This window comes from Streptomyces ureilyticus, assembly GCF_011045025.1.
GTDB lineage: Bacteria > Actinomycetota > Actinomycetes > Streptomycetales > Streptomycetaceae > Streptomyces > Streptomyces ureilyticus.
Genome location: NZ_JAAKZX010000016.1, coordinates 68,400 through 83,860, shown reverse-complemented (window position 1 = coordinate 83,860; position 15,461 = coordinate 68,400). Strand labels below are relative to the sequence as shown.

Sequence of the window (15,461 nt, the reverse complement as noted above, 5' to 3'; positions counted from 1 at the left end):
GACAGGCGGTGGCGCGCGGGTTCGGGTTCCGGCTGCGATCTCCAGCGCCTTGTCGATGACCTCCAGCGGTGTGACGCACACGGGGCAGCCGGGTCCGTGCGGGGCTGACGCCCGCAGCGGAGTCGGCGTCGACGGCCCGGCCGGGGGACACCGGCCCGGCCGGCGGACCAGTGCCCGGCTCTACGCCGGGTACTGGCGCGACGGCGACTGGTTCCGTGCCGGGCGGTGCGGCGTCTGCGGCCGGTCCGGGGACCGGCGGGCCTGCGGGCGGCGCCGCATCGGGTGCCTCCTCGACGGGGTCCGGTCCCGGACTTGGGAGTCCGGCGCCCGCACCTGCGGCGGGGCTGACGTCCGCTGCGGATTTGGGTAGCGACGGGTCGGCGGACGGCGCGGTGTCGGATGCCGCCTCGGTGGAGTCCGGTCCGATCCCCGGGGTTGCGGGGCGGACGCCTGCGGCGGGCTCGGCGCCCGTGCCGGGGGCGGCGTCCGGCGAGCGGCCAGGGGCTACCGGCTCGGGTGGCGACCCGGTCCCTGGCTCTGCGCCGGAGGCCACCGGTCCGGCCGACGGCCCGGTCCCCGGCCCTGCGCCGGAGGCCACCCGCCCGGCCGACGGACCCGCGCCCGGCACTGCCGCCGCCGTGGTCCACACCGGGCTCACCCTTGTTGTGCTCTCGCCCAACGACCCCATGACCCGAGGGCAGTTGCGCCGTATGGCGGAACTGGCCCGCGGCGAGGGGCACGAGGTGCGGTGGGAGGAGGCTCGGGGTGGGGCGACCGCGCCATTTCACACTGTTGGCGGGCTGGCGCCCTTGTTGCGCCGGGCGAAGCGGATCGTCATGGGCGACCCGTTCTCCCGCTACGTGCAGCTCCTACTCACCATCACCCGCGCCCGTGACCTCGTCGTCGTGGACGACGGGACCGCGACGATGGAGTTCGTCGCCCAACTCGCCCGCGGTGAACGCCTGGTGCGCTGGCACCGGCGTGGGGGCCGGCGCGGGCCGCGCGACCTGGTGTTCGGGCCGGTCTCGGCCTCGGCCCGGCGCCGCCTCACGCCTGGTTCGGGGCGCCGCGTGGAGGTGTTCTCCTCCATGCCGATCAACGAGACGCCCGACGGCGTCCACGTCACGGCCAACGACTTCTCCTGGACCCGCGCCCGCTTCGGGCCGCCGCGCCTCACCAAGGGTGCCGACCTCGTGGGCACCTCCCTGGTGGAGACGGGCGTCGTGGACCCCGACCGCTACCTCGACGCGGTGAAGGGCCTCACCAAGACCTACGGCGCGACCCGCTACTTCGCGCACCGCCGCGAAAGCACCGACAAACTCCACCGGCTGGCCGTCGAAACCGGCCTGGAGATCGTCCGCCCGGACCTCCCCCTCGAACTGATCGCCCGCCGCGGACCCATCGGCCGTACGATCCTCAGCTTCCCGTCGACGGTCGTCCACACCCTCCCGCTGGCACTCGCCGGCACCGAAGTCCGCGTCGCCGTCTTCGACATCGACCCGGCATGGCTCACGGCCACCGCCTCCCCGCGCGCCCAGGGCTTCCTGTCGGGGGTCACGGGAACGGCCCGGGACGTACACCGGTTGTCGGCGGTGACGACGGCGATCTGAGGCGGGCTCAGTGAGGGCTCAATGGGGCCCAACGCGGGCTGCTCCGTGAGAGTTCTCAGTGGGGCTTGCGCGCCAGCAAGAAGGCGCGCGGGAGCTTCTCGTTCTCGTGGGGCTCGCGGATGACCTGGGCGTGCATGACGAGTCCGGCCTTGTCGATGAGCTCGGTCACGTTCTCGGGGCGCCGCCAGTGATAGCCCAGCGAGATGGTGCGACCGAAGCGTTCCGTCAGTTCGAAGTGCTCGTCGCCGGCCTGGAAGGCGAGCAGGAGATGGCCGCCAGGAGCGAGTACGCGATGGAACTCCGTGAAGACGTCGGGGAGTTGGTCGTCCGGCACATGGATGGTGGAGTACAGGGCCGCGATTCCGCCGAGCACGTCGTCCGGGAGGTCGATGGCCGTCATCGAGCCGACGTGGAAACGGAGTTCGGGATACGCCTGCCGGGCCATCGCGACCATCTTCGGCGACAGGTCGATCCCGAACACGGGCGTGTCCAGGCTGCTGAGGTACGCCGTCACATGCCCCGTACCGCAGCCGACATCGGCCACGGGGCCGACCCCGGCGCTCCGCACGAGCTCGGCGAACCCGTTGATCAGCGCCTTGTCCAGCGGCTTATGTGCCAGGTCGTCGGGAAAGCGGTCCGCGTACTCGGCGGCTATCGAGTCGTAGGACGCACGGGTGCTGCGTATGAAGTCCGGTTCGCTCACGCTCGGGCACGATACTGCGCGGCATGGGGTCGGTGGCCGCGGTTCACTCGTTCTTCGGCCGAACGTCGGCTTCGCGGGCGGGCGGGGCGGCGCGCCCACGGGCGGGCGTCCCGGAAAGTGAGCAGAACTGCCCGCGATGCGGATGCGTGGTATGCGTAGAAGACCAGGCATCGAGGTCCGGCCTCCGTCGGCGGCATCGGAGGTCCTGGGCCGGGCCGAAAGGCGGGCGAGTTTACCCATCGCTGCCGATATGTATGCGGCGCGTGGCCGGGTTTTCTTGCCTGACTGGCTGAATTTTTGTTGATCGTGGGGCAGTAGGCCCCCTAGTCGCCCTACCCTTCAAAGGGTGAACCAAGTGATGTCCCTAGAGTCCGAGGCCGAAACGACCGGCGGAGCCGTGCTCCCCGGCACGCTCCCGGAGGGCCTGCGCGCGGAACTCGTAGCGTTCCGCCGCGACCTCCACATGCACCCGGAGCTCGGCAACCAGGAGTTCCGTACCACCGCCGCCATCAAGGCACGGCTGGAGCGCGCCGGGCTCCGGCCCCGCGTGCTCGCCATCGGAACCGGGCTCATCTGTGACATCGGCGAACCGGACCCCGCCCACCCCATGCTGGCCCTGCGCGCGGACATCGACGCGCTGCCGATCCCGGACATGAAGGTCGACTGCGCGTATCGCTCGACCGTCCCCGACCGTGCGCACGCCTGCGGACACGACGTCCATACGACGGTGGTGCTGGGCGCGGGACTCGTTCTCGCCGAGCTGCACAAGAAGGGGCTGCTGAGGCGTGCCGTACGGCTGATCTTCCAGCCCGCCGAGGAAGTCCTGCCCGGCGGGGCGCCCGACGCCATCGAGTCCGGAGCCCTGGACGGAGTCGGACGCATCGTCGCCGTGCACTGCGACCCGCGGGTCGACGCGGGGCGCATCGGGCTGCGGCACGGACCCATCACCTCGGCGTGCGACCGGCTCGAGGTCGCGCTGGACGGCGCCGGCGGACACACCGCGCGCCCGCACCTCACCACCGACCTCGTGACCGCCGCCGCCCGCGTCGTCACCGACGTGCCCGCCCTGGTCGCCCGCCGTGTCGACGCCCGCAGCGGGCTCGCCGTCACCTGGGGCCGTATCGAGTCCGGTCACGCCTGCAACGTCATCCCGCAGCACGCCGAGCTGTCCGGCACCGTGCGCTGCCTGGACCTCGACTCCTGGCGGGCCGCCCCCGACCTCGTACACGCCGCGATCGACGAGATCGCCAACCTCTACAAGGCCAAGTCGGAGATCAACTACATCCGCGGAGTCCCGCCCGTGGTCAACGACCCGATGACGACCGAACTGCTCCGCGAGGCGATGGCCGCCCGCTTCGGCGCCCAGTCCGTCGAGGACACCGAGCAGAGCCTGGGCGGCGAGGACTTCTCCTGGTACCTGGAGCGCGTGCCCGGCGCGATGGCCCGCCTCGGAGTGCGGACGCCCGGCGAGCGCGGCGTACGAGATCTGCACCAGGGCGACTTCGACGCGGACGAGCACGCCATCACGGTCGGCGTCGAGCTCTTCACGGCGACCGCTCTCCTGGATGCGACCGACGGGACTCTGTAAGCCAGGGTGATCCCACGGCGTCACTCCTGTTGCGCCCCGCCCAGCCCCGTAGCAGCCGGTGCGCGTGCCTCTGCGGCGCGCGCGCCATCACGTAGAGGCCGCCCAGGCATACGGAGTGCGAGATCCGCGAGGGGTGTTATGCGCCAACCGCACCTTTCGGGGCCGTGGTTCACAAGGACTTAACCGGCCATTGGCACGAATGGATAACAGCCCGGCGGCACCCCATTCCCCGGAGTGTCTACGCGCGTTACTGTGCGCCGAACTGAGCACCCACTGCGGGGCTGTGGAGAATGGGGAACCTCGAGATGCGTCGGATATCCAAACTGACCCGGGTCGCGGTGGGGGTCGCGTCGCTCGCGCTCGCTGCCACGGCCTGTGGTGGCACCAGTAGTGAAGCCGGAAGCGAGGGCGACAGCGAGAAGGGTCTCGCCATCGCCTACGACATCGGCGGCAAGGGCGACCAGTCCTTCAACGACGCCGCCTTCTCGGGCCTGGACAAGGCCAAGAAGGAGTTCAAGTACGAGACGGCCGACATCGAGCCCACCGAGGGCGAGACGGACGCCGACAAGGTGCAGCGCCTGACCTCGCTGGCCAAGCAGGGCTACAACCCCATCGTCGGTGTCGGCTTCGCGTACGGCCCCGCGATGAAGGAGGTCTCCGCGAAGTACCCGGACGTCAGCTTCGGCATCGTCGACTCGGTCGTCGAGGGCAAGAACGTGGCCTCCCTGGTCTTCGCCGAGAACGAGGCCTCGTACCTCGCCGGTGTCGCCGCCGCCAAGGCGACCAAGACGAACACGGTCGGCTTCGTGGGCGGTGTGGACATCCCGCTGATCCACAAGTTCGAGGCGGGCTTCAAGCAGGGCGTCGCCGACACGAACCCCAAGGTCAAGGTCCTCTCGCAGTACCTGACGCAGACCGCCGAGGAGGGCGGCTTCTCCAGCCCCGACAAGGGCAAGGCCGCCGCCGAGTCCCAGCTGGAGAGGAACGCGGACGTCGTCTACCAGGCCGCCGGTCTCTCCGGCCAGGGTGTGATCGAGGCCGCCGCCACGCAGAAGAAGTGGGCGATCGGCGTCGACTCCGACCAGTACGAGCAGCAGGCTCTCGCCAAGTACAAGAACTACATCCTGACCTCGGCGCTCAAGGACGTCGGCGGCGCCGTGTACGCGCTCGCCAAGTCCGTCGAGGACAAGAAGCCGCTGACCGGCGTGCAGACCTTCGACCTGAAGGTGGACGGCGTCGGCCTCTCCGAGGCCAACCCGGAGTACGCCAAGGTCGCGGGCCTCAAGGACGCGGTGGACAAGGCCAAGGCCGCCATCATCGACGGCACCATCAAGGTCAAGACCGCGTAACGATTGCTCGGCAGAGCTGGGGGAGGCAGGCGGGCGCCCATGGCGCCCGCCTGCTCGTCTTTCGCCGGGGCCCGCGATGTTGTTCACGGCCGGATAACAAGGTGAACGGCAGGGGTTTTCTCGTGGGTCTACGCGCGTTACTCTGCGGCGAAGCCAGCGCCCGAGTCCCCCGTCAGGCGCTTGTACGACAGGAGCACCAACTCATGCGCCGGGTTTCCCGCCTCGCCATCGCAGGCGCCGCGACCACCTCTCTCGCCCTCGCCCTGACCGCCTGTGGCGGCACCTCGACCTCCGCCTCCTCGGAGGCGGACGGCAACCAGGGCCTCGCCATCGCGTACGACGTCGGCGGCAAGGGCGACCAGTCCTTCAACGACGCGGCGTACGCGGGCCTGGAGCAGGCGAAGAAGGAGTTCGGCTACGAGACCACCGACGTCGAGCCCACCGAGGGCGAGACGGACGCCGACAAGACCCAGCGTCTGATCTCGCTGGCCAAGCAGGGCTACAACCCGGTGGTCGGCGTCGGCTACGCGTATGCGACGGCTGTGAAGGCGGCGGCGGAGAAGTACCCGGACACCACCTTCGGCATCGTCGACGACGCCACCATCGAGGCGAAGAACGTCGCGGACCTGGTCTTCTCCGAGGAGCAGGCCTCGTACCTCGCCGGTGTCGCCGCCGCCAAGTCCACGAAGACGAACACGGTCGGCTTCGTGGGCGGTGTGGACATCCCGCTGATCCACAAGTTCGAGGCGGGCTTCAAGCAGGGCGTCGCGGACACGAACCCCAAGGTCAAGGTCCTCTCGCAGTACCTGACGCAGACCGCGGAGGAGGGCGGCTTCTCCAGCCCCGACAAGGGCAAGACGGCCGCCGAGTCCCAGATCGAGAAGAAGGCCGACGTCGTCTACCAGGCGGCCGGTCTCTCGGGCCAGGGTGTGATCGAGGCCGCCGCCGCCAACAAGGTGTGGGCGATCGGCGTCGACTCCGACCAGTACCAGCAGGAAGCCCTCGCCAAGTACAAGAACCACATCCTCACCTCGGCGACGAAGGACGTCGCCAAGGCGGTGTACAACCTCGCCAAGTCGGTCGAGGACGGCAAACCCGCGACCGGTATCGTCAGGGGCGATCTCAAGGCAGGTCAGGTCGGCCTCGCGGACTCGAACCCGAAGTTCAAGGACAACACCGAGCTCCAGACAGCCATCACGACGGCCAAGGAGAAGATCATCAGCGGCGAGATCAAGGTCAAGACCAGCTGATCCGGCAGGACCACGAGCAGTGCGGCGGCCCCGAGTGGCCGCTGGTAACGCCGGGGTTACCTCCGCTGAACGGGGTACCGGGAGTCTGGCTCCCCGTACCCCGTTGTCGGCGGAGAATCGCCCCTCATCCGATGCCGTAGGGGCGCGCGTAGACGACCCCCTTCCCCAGGAGAGTGCGCCATCAACGCGTCCAGCAGCCCTCCGGCCGAAGCGGCGGGCGGTCAGGTGACCGCAGTCGAACTCGCCGGGATCACCAAGCGATTCCCCGGGGTCGTGGCCAACCACGACATCCACCTCAGCGTCCACAAGGGCACCGTCCACGCCCTCGTCGGTGAGAACGGCGCCGGCAAGTCGACCCTGATGAAGATCCTCTACGGCATGCAGAAGCCGGACGAGGGCACCATCAGGATCGAAGGCGAACAGGTCACCCTGCACAGCCCCGCCGACGCCATCGCCCGCGGCATCGGCATGGTGCACCAGCACTTCATGCTCGCCGACAACCTGACCGTCCTCGAGAACGTCGTGCTCGGCAGCGAGAAGCTGTACGGCATCGGCGGCAAGGCCCGCCGCAAGATCAAGGAGATCTCCGAGCGGTACGGCCTCGGGGTGCGCCCCGACCTCCTCGTCGAGGAACTCGGTGTGGCCGCCCGCCAGCGCGTGGAGATCCTCAAGGTCCTCTACCGCGGCGCCCGCACGCTGATCCTGGACGAGCCCACCGCCGTCCTCGTGCCGCAGGAGGTGGACGCCCTCTTCGCCAACCTGCGCGAGCTGCGGGCGGAAGGCCTGTCGGTCATCTTCATCTCCCACAAGCTGGGCGAGGTCCTCTCGGTCGCCGACGAGATCACCGTCATCCGGCGCGGTACGACGGTCGGTACGGCCGTGCCCGCGGAGACGAGCTCGCGTCAACTCGCCGAGATGATGGTGGGCAGCGAGCTGCCGACACCGGAGACAGCGGAGTCCACGGTCACCGACCGCCCCGTACTGACCGTCAAGGACCTGCGCCTGGAGATGGCCGGCGGCAAGGCCCTGCTCGACGACATCAGCTTCACCATCCACGCGGGCGAGGTCCTGGGCCTGGCCGGAGTCGAGGGCAACGGCCAGACCGAGCTGGTCGACGCGCTCATCGGCCTCAAGCACGCCGACTCCGGCACCATCGAGCTGGGGGAGGAAGAGGTCACCGCCTGGCCCACCCGCAAGCGCCGTGAGCAGGGCGTCGGCTACATCCCCGAGGACCGCCACCGCCACGGGCTGCTCCTGGAAGCCCCGCTCTGGGAGAACCGCATCCTCGGCCATGTCACCGAGCGGCCCAACGCCAAGGGCATCTGGCTCGATCCGAAGGCGGCGCAGGAGGACACCCGGCGCATCGTCGAGGCGTACGACGTCCGCACTCCCGGCATCGACGTCACGGCGGCCTCCTTGTCCGGCGGCAACCAGCAGAAGCTGATCGTCGGCCGCGAGATGAGCCACAAGCCGCGCTTCCTGCTCGCCGCCCACCCCACCCGCGGGGTGGACGTCGGCGCGCAGGCCGCGATCTGGGACCAGATACGCGAGGCACGCCGCGAGGGCCTCGCCGTCCTGCTGATCTCCGCCGACCTGGACGAGCTGATCGGCCTCTCCGACACCCTCCGGGTGATCTACAACGGCAGGCTGGTCGCGGACGCCGACCCGGCCACCATCACCCCGGAGGAACTCGGCTCGGCCATGACCGGCGCCGCCTCCGGACACCTCGAGAACGAAGAGCTCGCAGAGCAGCTCGAAGAGCAGGCAGAAGCCCCGGAAGACGAGGCCCGCTGATGAAGAAGTTCGACAAGGAGCGGCTGCTCCTCGCGGTGGCCGGTCCGGTCATCGCGCTGGTCGTGGCCGTGGCCCTGACCTCGATCGTGCTGGTCGCCTCCGGCAAGAACCCGGTCGAGCCGTACTCGCTGATGTTCGAGCAGGCCACGTTCTCCGACATCCAGGTGCTGATCATCAACCAGGCCTCGATGTACTACATCGCGGCTCTCGCGGTGGCCATCGGCTTCCGGATGAACCTGTTCAACATCGGTGTGGACGGGCAGTACCAGCTCGCCGCCATGATGGCCGCGATCGTCGGCGCCCATGTCGCGCTGCCGGCGGCCCTGCAGATCCCGCTGCTGATCCTCACCGCGGTCTTCACCGGCATGTTCTGGTCGGGCATCGCCGGTGTCCTCAAGGTCACCCGTGGCGTCAGCGAGGTCGTCGCGACGATCATGCTCAACGCGATCGCCACCTCCGTCATCGGCTACCTGTGGCTGCCCAACGTCTTCGGCGTCAAGGTCGGCAACAACAACACCACCGGCGAGATGCACGAGTCCGGCTGGATGCCCGGCATCGACATGGGCGCGGCCGGCGAGATCTACGGCTTCGTGGTCATCGCCGTACTGCTCGGCATCGGCTACTGGGTCATGCTCAACCGCACCCGCTTCGGCTTCGACCTGCGCTCCTCCGGCGCCTCGACGACCGCCGCGGCGGCCAGCGGAGTCGACCCCAAGCGCATGGTGGTCACCGCGATGCTGCTCTCCGGCGGTCTCGCGGGCATGGCGGGCCTGCCGATCCTGCTCGGCGACACCCACACGTACAGCCTCAACTTCCCCACCGGCATCGGCTTCCTGGGCATCGGCATCGCCCTGCTCGGCCGCAACAACCCGACCGGCATCGCCTTCGCGGCCCTGCTGTGGGCCTGGCTCGACAAGGCCTCGCCGGAGCTCGACTTCCACCACTACGACAAGGAAATCGCGGTCATCATGCAGGGCCTGATCGTGCTCTCGGTCGTCGTCTCGTACGAGGCCGTACGCGAATGGGGTCTGCGTCGCCAGCAGCGCCGCGTCGGCGCGGAAATCGCCGCGGGCCACGTCCTCGGCGCCACCGACGGCAACAACCTCAAGAAGGAGGTGGCTGGCCGATGACCACCGCAACCGACGTCAACCAGCCCACGCTGCAGCCCGCGGCACCCGGCGGCCGCCGGCTCACGCTCCCCGTCCTTCTGCTGGTCATCGCGGGCGCCCTGGCGCTGACCTCGATAGTCCGCATCATCACCGGTGCCGACGGCATCACCAACGTCAGCCAGATGTCCACCGCGCTCGAACTGGCCGTCCCGATCGGTCTCGCCGGCCTCGGCGGTCTGTGGGCGGAACGCGCGGGCGTCGTCAACATCGGCCTCGAGGGCATGATGATCCTCGGCACCTGGTTCGGCGCCTGGGCCGGCTACCAGTGGGGTCCGTGGACCGGCATCCTCGTCGGCATCATCGGCGGCTGCGTCGGCGGTCTGCTGCACGCGATCGTCACGATCACCTTCAACGTCAACCACATCGTCTCCGGTGTGGCCCTCAACATCCTGGCCCTCGGCGCCACCCGCTACCTCGCCCCGCTCGCCTTCGAGGGCACCCAGGGCGGCTCGGCCAAGCAGTCCCCGCCGGTCGAGTCCCTCGGCGACTTCACGGTGCCAGGCCTCTCCGACGGGCTCATCGACCTCAACCGCCAGGGCTGGTTCCTGATCTCCGACATCGCGGGCCTGCTCGGCGGACTGGTCACCAACGTCTCCTGGCTGACCCTGATCGCCGTCGCGCTGGTCCCCGCCACCTGGTGGATCCTGTGGCGTACGCCCTTCGGTCTGCGCCTGCGCTCCTGCGGCGAGAACCCGGTCGCCGCCGAGTCGCTCGGCGTGAACGTCTACAAGTACAAGTACCTGGCCGTGATCATCTCCGGCGGCCTGGCCGGCCTCGGCGGCGTCTTCCTCTCCATCGTGGCCAACCCCTTCTACCTGGAGGGCCAGGTCAGCGGCCGCGGCTACATCGGCCTCGCAGCGATGATCTTCGGCAACTGGATGCCCGGCGGACTCGCCATCGGCGCCGGCCTGTTCGGCTACACCGACAGCCTCAACCTGCGCGGCGGCGCCGAGAACGTGCACGCCCTGCTGCTGCTCGCCGCCATCCTGCTGGTCCTCGGCGCGATCTGGCTGGCGGTCAAGAAGAAGTACGTGGCCGCCGTGCTGACCCTGGTCGTCGGCGCGCTGGTCTTCACCTGGTACGCCGTCACCGACGAGGTCCCGAACCAGGTCGTCTCCGCCACGCCGTACGTCATCACGCTGCTCGTCCTCGCACTGTCCGCGCAGCGTCTGCGGATGCCGAGGGCGAACGGCATGCCGTATCGCAAGGGCCAGGGCAAGTGACCCCCGCCGTCGACTGGGAGGCCCTCCGGGAAGCGGCACGTGCGGCCATGTCCCGTGCGTACGCCCCGTATTCGGGCTTCCCGGTCGGCGCGGCGGCCCTGGTCGAGGACGGCCGCACGGTGTCGGGCTGCAATGTCGAGAACGCGTCGTACGGGCTCGGGCTGTGCGCCGAGTGCGGGCTGGTCTCGCAGCTCCAGCTCACCGGCGGCGGACGGCTGACGCACTTCACCTGCGTCGACGGCCAGGGCGAGATCCTGGTCCCGTGCGGGCGCTGCCGCCAGCTGCTGTACGAGTTCGGGGGCCCCGGTCTGCTCCTGGAGACCCCGGCGGGGATCGTGCCGCTGTCCGAGATGCTGCCGCAGGCTTTCGGGCCGGGCCATCTCAACAAGTGACAAGCGACGACAAGCGACAAGTGCATTCAAGTGCATCGTGGAAGGAAAGCCATGGCCATGGACGCCATCTCCGTCATCCGCACCAAGCGGGACCGTGGTGAGCTCAGCGACGAGCAGATCGACTGGGTCATCGACGCGTACACCCGTGGTGAGGTCGCCGACGAGCAGATGTCCGCCCTGGCGATGGCCATCCTGCTCAACGGCATGAACCGTGCCGAAATCGCCCGCTGGACGGCGGCGATGATCGCCTCCGGCGAGCGCATGGACTTCTCCTCGCTGTCCCGCCCGACGGCCGACAAGCACTCCACGGGCGGCGTCGGCGACAAGATCACGCTTCCGCTGGCACCGCTGGTGGCGGCCTGCGGGGCCGCCGTACCCCAGCTGTCGGGCCGCGGCCTCGGCCACACCGGCGGCACCCTCGACAAGCTGGAGTCGATCCCCGGCTGGCGGGCACTGCTCTCCAACGAGGAGATGCTGAACGTCCTGGACGGCGTCGGCGCGGTGATCTGCGCGGCGGGCGACGGCCTGGCCCCCGCCGACAAGAAGCTGTACGCGCTGCGGGATGTGACGGGGACGGTCGAGGCGATCCCCCTGATCGCCTCGTCGATCATGTCGAAGAAGATCGCGGAGGGAACGGGTTCGCTGGTCCTGGACGTCAAGGTCGGCACGGGCGCCTTCATGAAGACGCTCGACGACGCGCGCGAACTCGCCTCCACCATGGTCGGCTTGGGCACGGACCACGGCGTACGGACGGTCGCCCTGCTGACGGACATGTCGACCCCGCTGGGCCTGACGGCGGGCAACGCCCTGGAGGTCCGCGAATCCGTGGAGGTCCTGGCAGGCGGCGGCCCTTCCGATGTCGTCGAGCTGACCCTCGCCCTGGCCCGCGAGATGCTCGACGCGGCGGGCGTGAAGGACGCGGACCCGGCGAAGGCCCTGGCGGACGGTTCGGCGATGGACGCATGGCGCCGCATGATCACGGCCCAGGGCGGCGACCCGGACGCGCCCCTGCCGACGTCGAGGGAACAGCACGTCGTGATGGCCCCTTCCTCGGGCGTCCTCACCCGCCTCGACGCCTACGACATCGGCATCGCGGCCTGGCGCCTGGGCGCAGGCCGCGCCCGCAAGGAGGACCCGGTCCAGGCAGCCGCAGGCGTGGAGATGCACGCCAAGCCGGGCGACACGGTGACCGAGGGCCAGCCCCTGCTGACCCTCCACACGGACACCCCGGAACGCTTCGCGTACGCCCTGGAGGCGGTGGAGGGCTCGTACGAAGTCGGGGCGCCGGGAGCGGAGTTCGCGGCGGCGCCGGTGGTGCTGGAACGCATCGCCTGACCCGCACTGGGGATACGCGATACGCCTCCCAAGGTCGATGTGACCAGGGACGACGCGAGCTCACGCCGGCCCGGCGATGAGTTCCGTGCCGCCGCCCGGTCTACCGTTCGTGAACTCCATGACACCCGCCGTACTCGTGCTGCCCGGCTCCGTCACCCGTGATGACGTGCCCCGGCTGTGTGAGGACGTGCGCGCGAGACTGGAGGCGACCGGTGCCGGTGTCGTGGTCTGCGATGTCGCGGGCCTCGGTCCGCCCGGACTGACCACCGTCGACGTACTGGCCAGACTCCAGCTCGCCGCCCGCCGGGCCGGGGGCCGGATACGCCTGCGCGATCCGGACCCGGCGCTAAGCGCGCTGCTCGGCCTCGTCGGGATCAGCCTCGAGGTGGAGGGGCAGCCCGAAGAGCGGGAACCACCGCTTCGTGTCGAGGAAGCAGTGGAACCCCATGATCCGGCCCTCTGATATCTCCAGTACCTGCACGGCCCATGGCGTATAGCCGCCGTTCTCCGGATCCGGCTTGTACTGGGCGAAGCCGGGCAGACCGTTGACCTCTACCGGCACCAGGTGCGAGTTCGCACAGGGGGCGCCGAGCGTCGTCATAAAGCCTGTGATGTCCTCGGGTCCGCTCAGCCACAGGTCGAACGGCGGCATCGTCATCACGGCGTCCTCGTGCAGCAGCGCCGTCAGCGCCGTCATGTCGTACCCCTCGAACGCCGCCACATAGCGCTCCAGAAGCTTCTGCTGCTCCTCGTCCAGCGGGTCGGAGACGGCGCCCTCCGCCGCCGCGCCGTCGCGCTCCGCGAGGGTCGCTCGGGCCCGCTGGAGGGCGCTGTTGACCGAGGGAACCGTGCTGTCGAGCAGTTCGGCGACCTCGCTCGCCTTCCACTGCAGAACCTCGCGCAGGATCAGTACGGCCCGCTGTTTGGGCGGCAGTTGCTGGAGGGCGGCCATGAAGGCGAGGCGCACCGACTCCTTGGCCACCGCCGCCTCGGCCGGGTCGCTGGGTGTGGGCAGTACGCGGTTGTCCGGCATGGGTTCCAGCCAGGTGTTGTCCGGGCGCGGGGTCAGCGCCGCCTGCGCCAGTGGCGTCGAGTCCGTCAGGTCCATGGGGCGGGCCCGCTTGTTGCCCGCCGTCAGCATGTCCAGGCATACGTTCGTCGCGATTCGGTACAGCCACGAGCGCATCGAGGAGCGGCCCTCGAACTTGTCGTAGCTGCGCCAGGCGCGCACCAGTGTGTCCTGAACCGCGTCCTCCGCCTCGAAGGACGAGCCGAGCATCCGGTAGCAGTACCCCGTCAGCTCGACCCGGTGCTTCTCCAGCCGGACGTCGAGATCCGCCGTCGTCACCGTACCGTCGCTCATGGCCAACCCACCCCTGTGGCTCAATTCCTCGCACGCACCTTTGCGCGCCGCACTTCGGAAGCTATCGCAGCCGCACCATGGCCGAGGTGGCACCCATTGCCGACAAGGTCACCTCGTACTTCTACGCCCTGCTCTTCGTGCGCTACCCCGACCTGCGCCCGCTGTTCCCGGCCGCGATGGACACCCAGCGGGACCGGCTGCTCAAGGCGCTGTTGACCGCGGCCGAACACATCGACAACACCGAGGTCCTGGTCGCGTACCTGCAGAACCTCGGCCGCGGGCACCGCAAGTACGGCACCCGCCCCGAGCACTACCCGGCTGTCGGCGAGTGCCTCATCGGCTCCCTGAGCCGGTACGCCTCAGCGGTCTGGGACGAGGAGACCGAGGCGGCCTGGGTCCGGACGTATACGACGATCTCGCAGATCATGATCGATGCGGCGGCCGCGGACGAGCTGCTGGCCCCGGCCTGGTGGCACGCCGAGGTCGTCTCGCACGACCTCAGAACCCCCGATGTCGCCATCCTCACGGTCCGCCCAGACCAGCCGTACTCCTTCCTCGCCGGGCAGTACACCACCCTGGAGACTCCCTGGTGGCCGCGGATCTGGCGGCACTACTCCTTCGCCTCGGCACCCCGCTCCGACGGCCTGCTGTCCTTCCATGTGAAGGCGGTTCCGGCGGGCTGGGTCTCCAACGCGCTCGTGCACCATGCCCGGCCCGGCGACATCATCCGGCTCGGTCCGCCGGCCGGCTCGATGACCGTCGATCACACCACGGACAGCGGGCTGCTCTGCCTGGGCGGCGGCACCGGGATCGCCCCGATCAAGGCACTCGTCGAGGACGTCGCCGAGCACGGCGAGCGGCGCCCGGTCGAGGTTTTCTACGGTGCCCGCACCGATCACGACCTGTACGACATCGACACGATGCTGCGGCTCCAGCAGATCCACCCCTGGCTCGCGGTCCGCCCCATCGTGGACCAGCAGGCTCACGTCCAGCTTCCTGACGCCATACGGGAGTACGGGCCGTGGAACGAGTTCGACGCGTATCTCTCGGGCCCGCCCGGCATGATCCGCAGCGGTGTGCACACGCTGAGAGACATCGGAATCCCGTCCGAGCGGATACGCCACGACTCGGTTGAGGAACTCGTCGCGGCCGTGGACTGATCCCGCCGCCCACCTGAGGAGCGGGCGTCAGCCCAGGTCGGGCGCCTGCAGTGCTCGTACGCCCTCGATGTTGCCGTCCAGATAGTGTCGCAGCGACAGCGGTACGAGATGGACGGAGGCGATCCCGACCCGGGTGAAGGGAATGCGTACGATCTCGTACTCGCCGCTCGGCTCGTCGATCTCGGGGCCATGGCGCTGGGCGGGGTCCATCGATTCCAGCCGGCATACGAAGAAGTGCTGCACTTTTACACCGGTCGCGCCACCGTCCTCACCGATGTGCTCGACGGTGTCTACGAAGCAGGGCACCACGTCGGTGATTTTGGCGCCGAGCTCCTCGTGCACTTCACGATGGAGCGCGTCAACGACGGTCGTGTCATCCGGCTCGACCCCGCCGCCGGGCGTCAGCCAGTAGGGATCCACGCCGGGCTTGGTTCGCTTGATCAAGATCAAGTCATCGCCGTCCAGAAGGACGGCGCGGGCGGTGCGCTTGACCACGGGTCGGACGGTCATGGAAGAAATGTGGCC

At 69.4% G+C, this 15,461-nt stretch carries 14 protein-coding genes and 1 pseudogene; 11 read left to right on the top strand and 4 right to left on the bottom strand.

Annotated features, from left to right (window positions below; genetic code table 11):
* Positions 1-99: pseudogene (locus G6048_RS08135) on the bottom strand (hypothetical protein); the annotation flags it as partial.
* A gap of 326 nt (positions 100-425) precedes the next feature.
* On the opposite strand from G6048_RS08135, the gene G6048_RS08130 reads away from it, so the two are divergent.
* Complete coding sequence (locus tag G6048_RS08130) at positions 426-1,610, top strand: hypothetical protein (protein WP_408056124.1); 1,185 nt, start codon at positions 426-428, stop codon at positions 1,608-1,610.
* A gap of 55 nt (positions 1,611-1,665) precedes the next feature.
* Here the strand turns inward: G6048_RS08130 and G6048_RS08125 are convergent, their stop codons facing one another.
* Positions 1,666-2,313 carry a class I SAM-dependent methyltransferase gene (locus G6048_RS08125; protein WP_165338763.1) on the bottom strand — a complete coding sequence of 216 codons (648 nt, stop codon included), beginning with the start codon at positions 2,311-2,313 and terminating at the stop codon, positions 1,666-1,668.
* Positions 2,314-2,671: 358 nt separating this feature from the next.
* Between G6048_RS08125 and G6048_RS08120 the strand changes: the two genes are divergently transcribed.
* The 9 genes from G6048_RS08120 to G6048_RS08080 all read left to right on the top strand — a co-directional run bounded on the left by G6048_RS08120 (position 2,672) and on the right by G6048_RS08080 (position 12,876).
* Entirely contained in the window at positions 2,672-3,901 is a 1,230-nt protein-coding gene (locus G6048_RS08120; protein ID WP_165338762.1) for a M20 family metallopeptidase, read from the top strand.
* Positions 3,902-4,206: 305 nt separating this feature from the next.
* On the top strand, positions 4,207-5,250 hold the full coding sequence (locus tag G6048_RS08115; protein WP_165338761.1) for a BMP family lipoprotein: 1,044 nt from the start codon (positions 4,207-4,209) through the stop codon (positions 5,248-5,250).
* A 203-nt stretch (positions 5,251-5,453) separates the two neighbouring features.
* The gene (locus G6048_RS08110; RefSeq protein WP_165338760.1) at positions 5,454-6,500 is read left to right on the top strand and encodes a BMP family lipoprotein; all 1,047 of its coding nucleotides are present in this window, start codon (positions 5,454-5,456) and stop codon (positions 6,498-6,500) included.
* A gap of 225 nt (positions 6,501-6,725) precedes the next feature.
* Positions 6,726-8,294, top strand: coding sequence for an ABC transporter ATP-binding protein (locus tag G6048_RS08105; protein WP_165338759.1), 1,569 nt, complete (start codon positions 6,726-6,728; stop codon positions 8,292-8,294).
* Entirely contained in the window at positions 8,294-9,424 is a 1,131-nt protein-coding gene (locus G6048_RS08100) for an ABC transporter permease (protein ID WP_165338758.1), read from the top strand. Before G6048_RS08105 ends, G6048_RS08100 begins: the two co-directional genes overlap by 1 nt.
* Entirely contained in the window at positions 9,421-10,686 is a 1,266-nt protein-coding gene (locus tag G6048_RS49300; protein WP_165338757.1) for an ABC transporter permease, read from the top strand. The genes G6048_RS08100 and G6048_RS49300 overlap by 4 nt, the downstream gene beginning before the upstream one ends.
* On the top strand, positions 10,683-11,078 hold the full coding sequence (locus G6048_RS49295; protein WP_165338756.1) for a cytidine deaminase: 396 nt from the start codon (positions 10,683-10,685) through the stop codon (positions 11,076-11,078). The genes G6048_RS49300 and G6048_RS49295 overlap by 4 nt, the downstream gene beginning before the upstream one ends.
* A 51-nt stretch (positions 11,079-11,129) precedes the next feature.
* Positions 11,130-12,413: a thymidine phosphorylase gene (locus G6048_RS08085; RefSeq protein ID WP_165338755.1), complete on the top strand. Its 1,284-nt coding sequence runs from the start codon at positions 11,130-11,132 to the stop codon at positions 12,411-12,413.
* 76 nt (positions 12,414-12,489) lie between these two features.
* Positions 12,490-12,876: an STAS domain-containing protein gene (locus tag G6048_RS08080; protein WP_165338754.1), complete on the top strand. Its 387-nt coding sequence runs from the start codon at positions 12,490-12,492 to the stop codon at positions 12,874-12,876.
* Here G6048_RS08080 and G6048_RS08075 read toward each other — a convergent pair.
* The gene (locus tag G6048_RS08075) at positions 12,760-13,761 is read right to left on the bottom strand and encodes a sigma-70 family RNA polymerase sigma factor (protein WP_408056123.1); all 1,002 of its coding nucleotides are present in this window, start codon (positions 13,759-13,761) and stop codon (positions 12,760-12,762) included. The genes G6048_RS08080 and G6048_RS08075 overlap by 117 nt on opposite strands.
* Here G6048_RS08075 and G6048_RS08070 point away from each other — a divergent pair.
* Positions 13,647-14,936: a globin domain-containing protein gene (locus tag G6048_RS08070; RefSeq protein ID WP_408056122.1), complete on the top strand. Its 1,290-nt coding sequence runs from the start codon at positions 13,647-13,649 to the stop codon at positions 14,934-14,936. The genes G6048_RS08075 and G6048_RS08070 overlap by 115 nt on opposite strands.
* 27 nt (positions 14,937-14,963) lie before the next feature.
* On the opposite strand, the gene G6048_RS08065 is transcribed toward G6048_RS08070, so the two are convergent.
* A complete protein-coding gene (locus G6048_RS08065; protein WP_165338751.1) occupies positions 14,964-15,446 on the bottom strand; it encodes an NUDIX domain-containing protein in 483 nt (160 codons plus the stop codon).
* Positions 15,447-15,461: the final 15 nt, after the last annotated feature.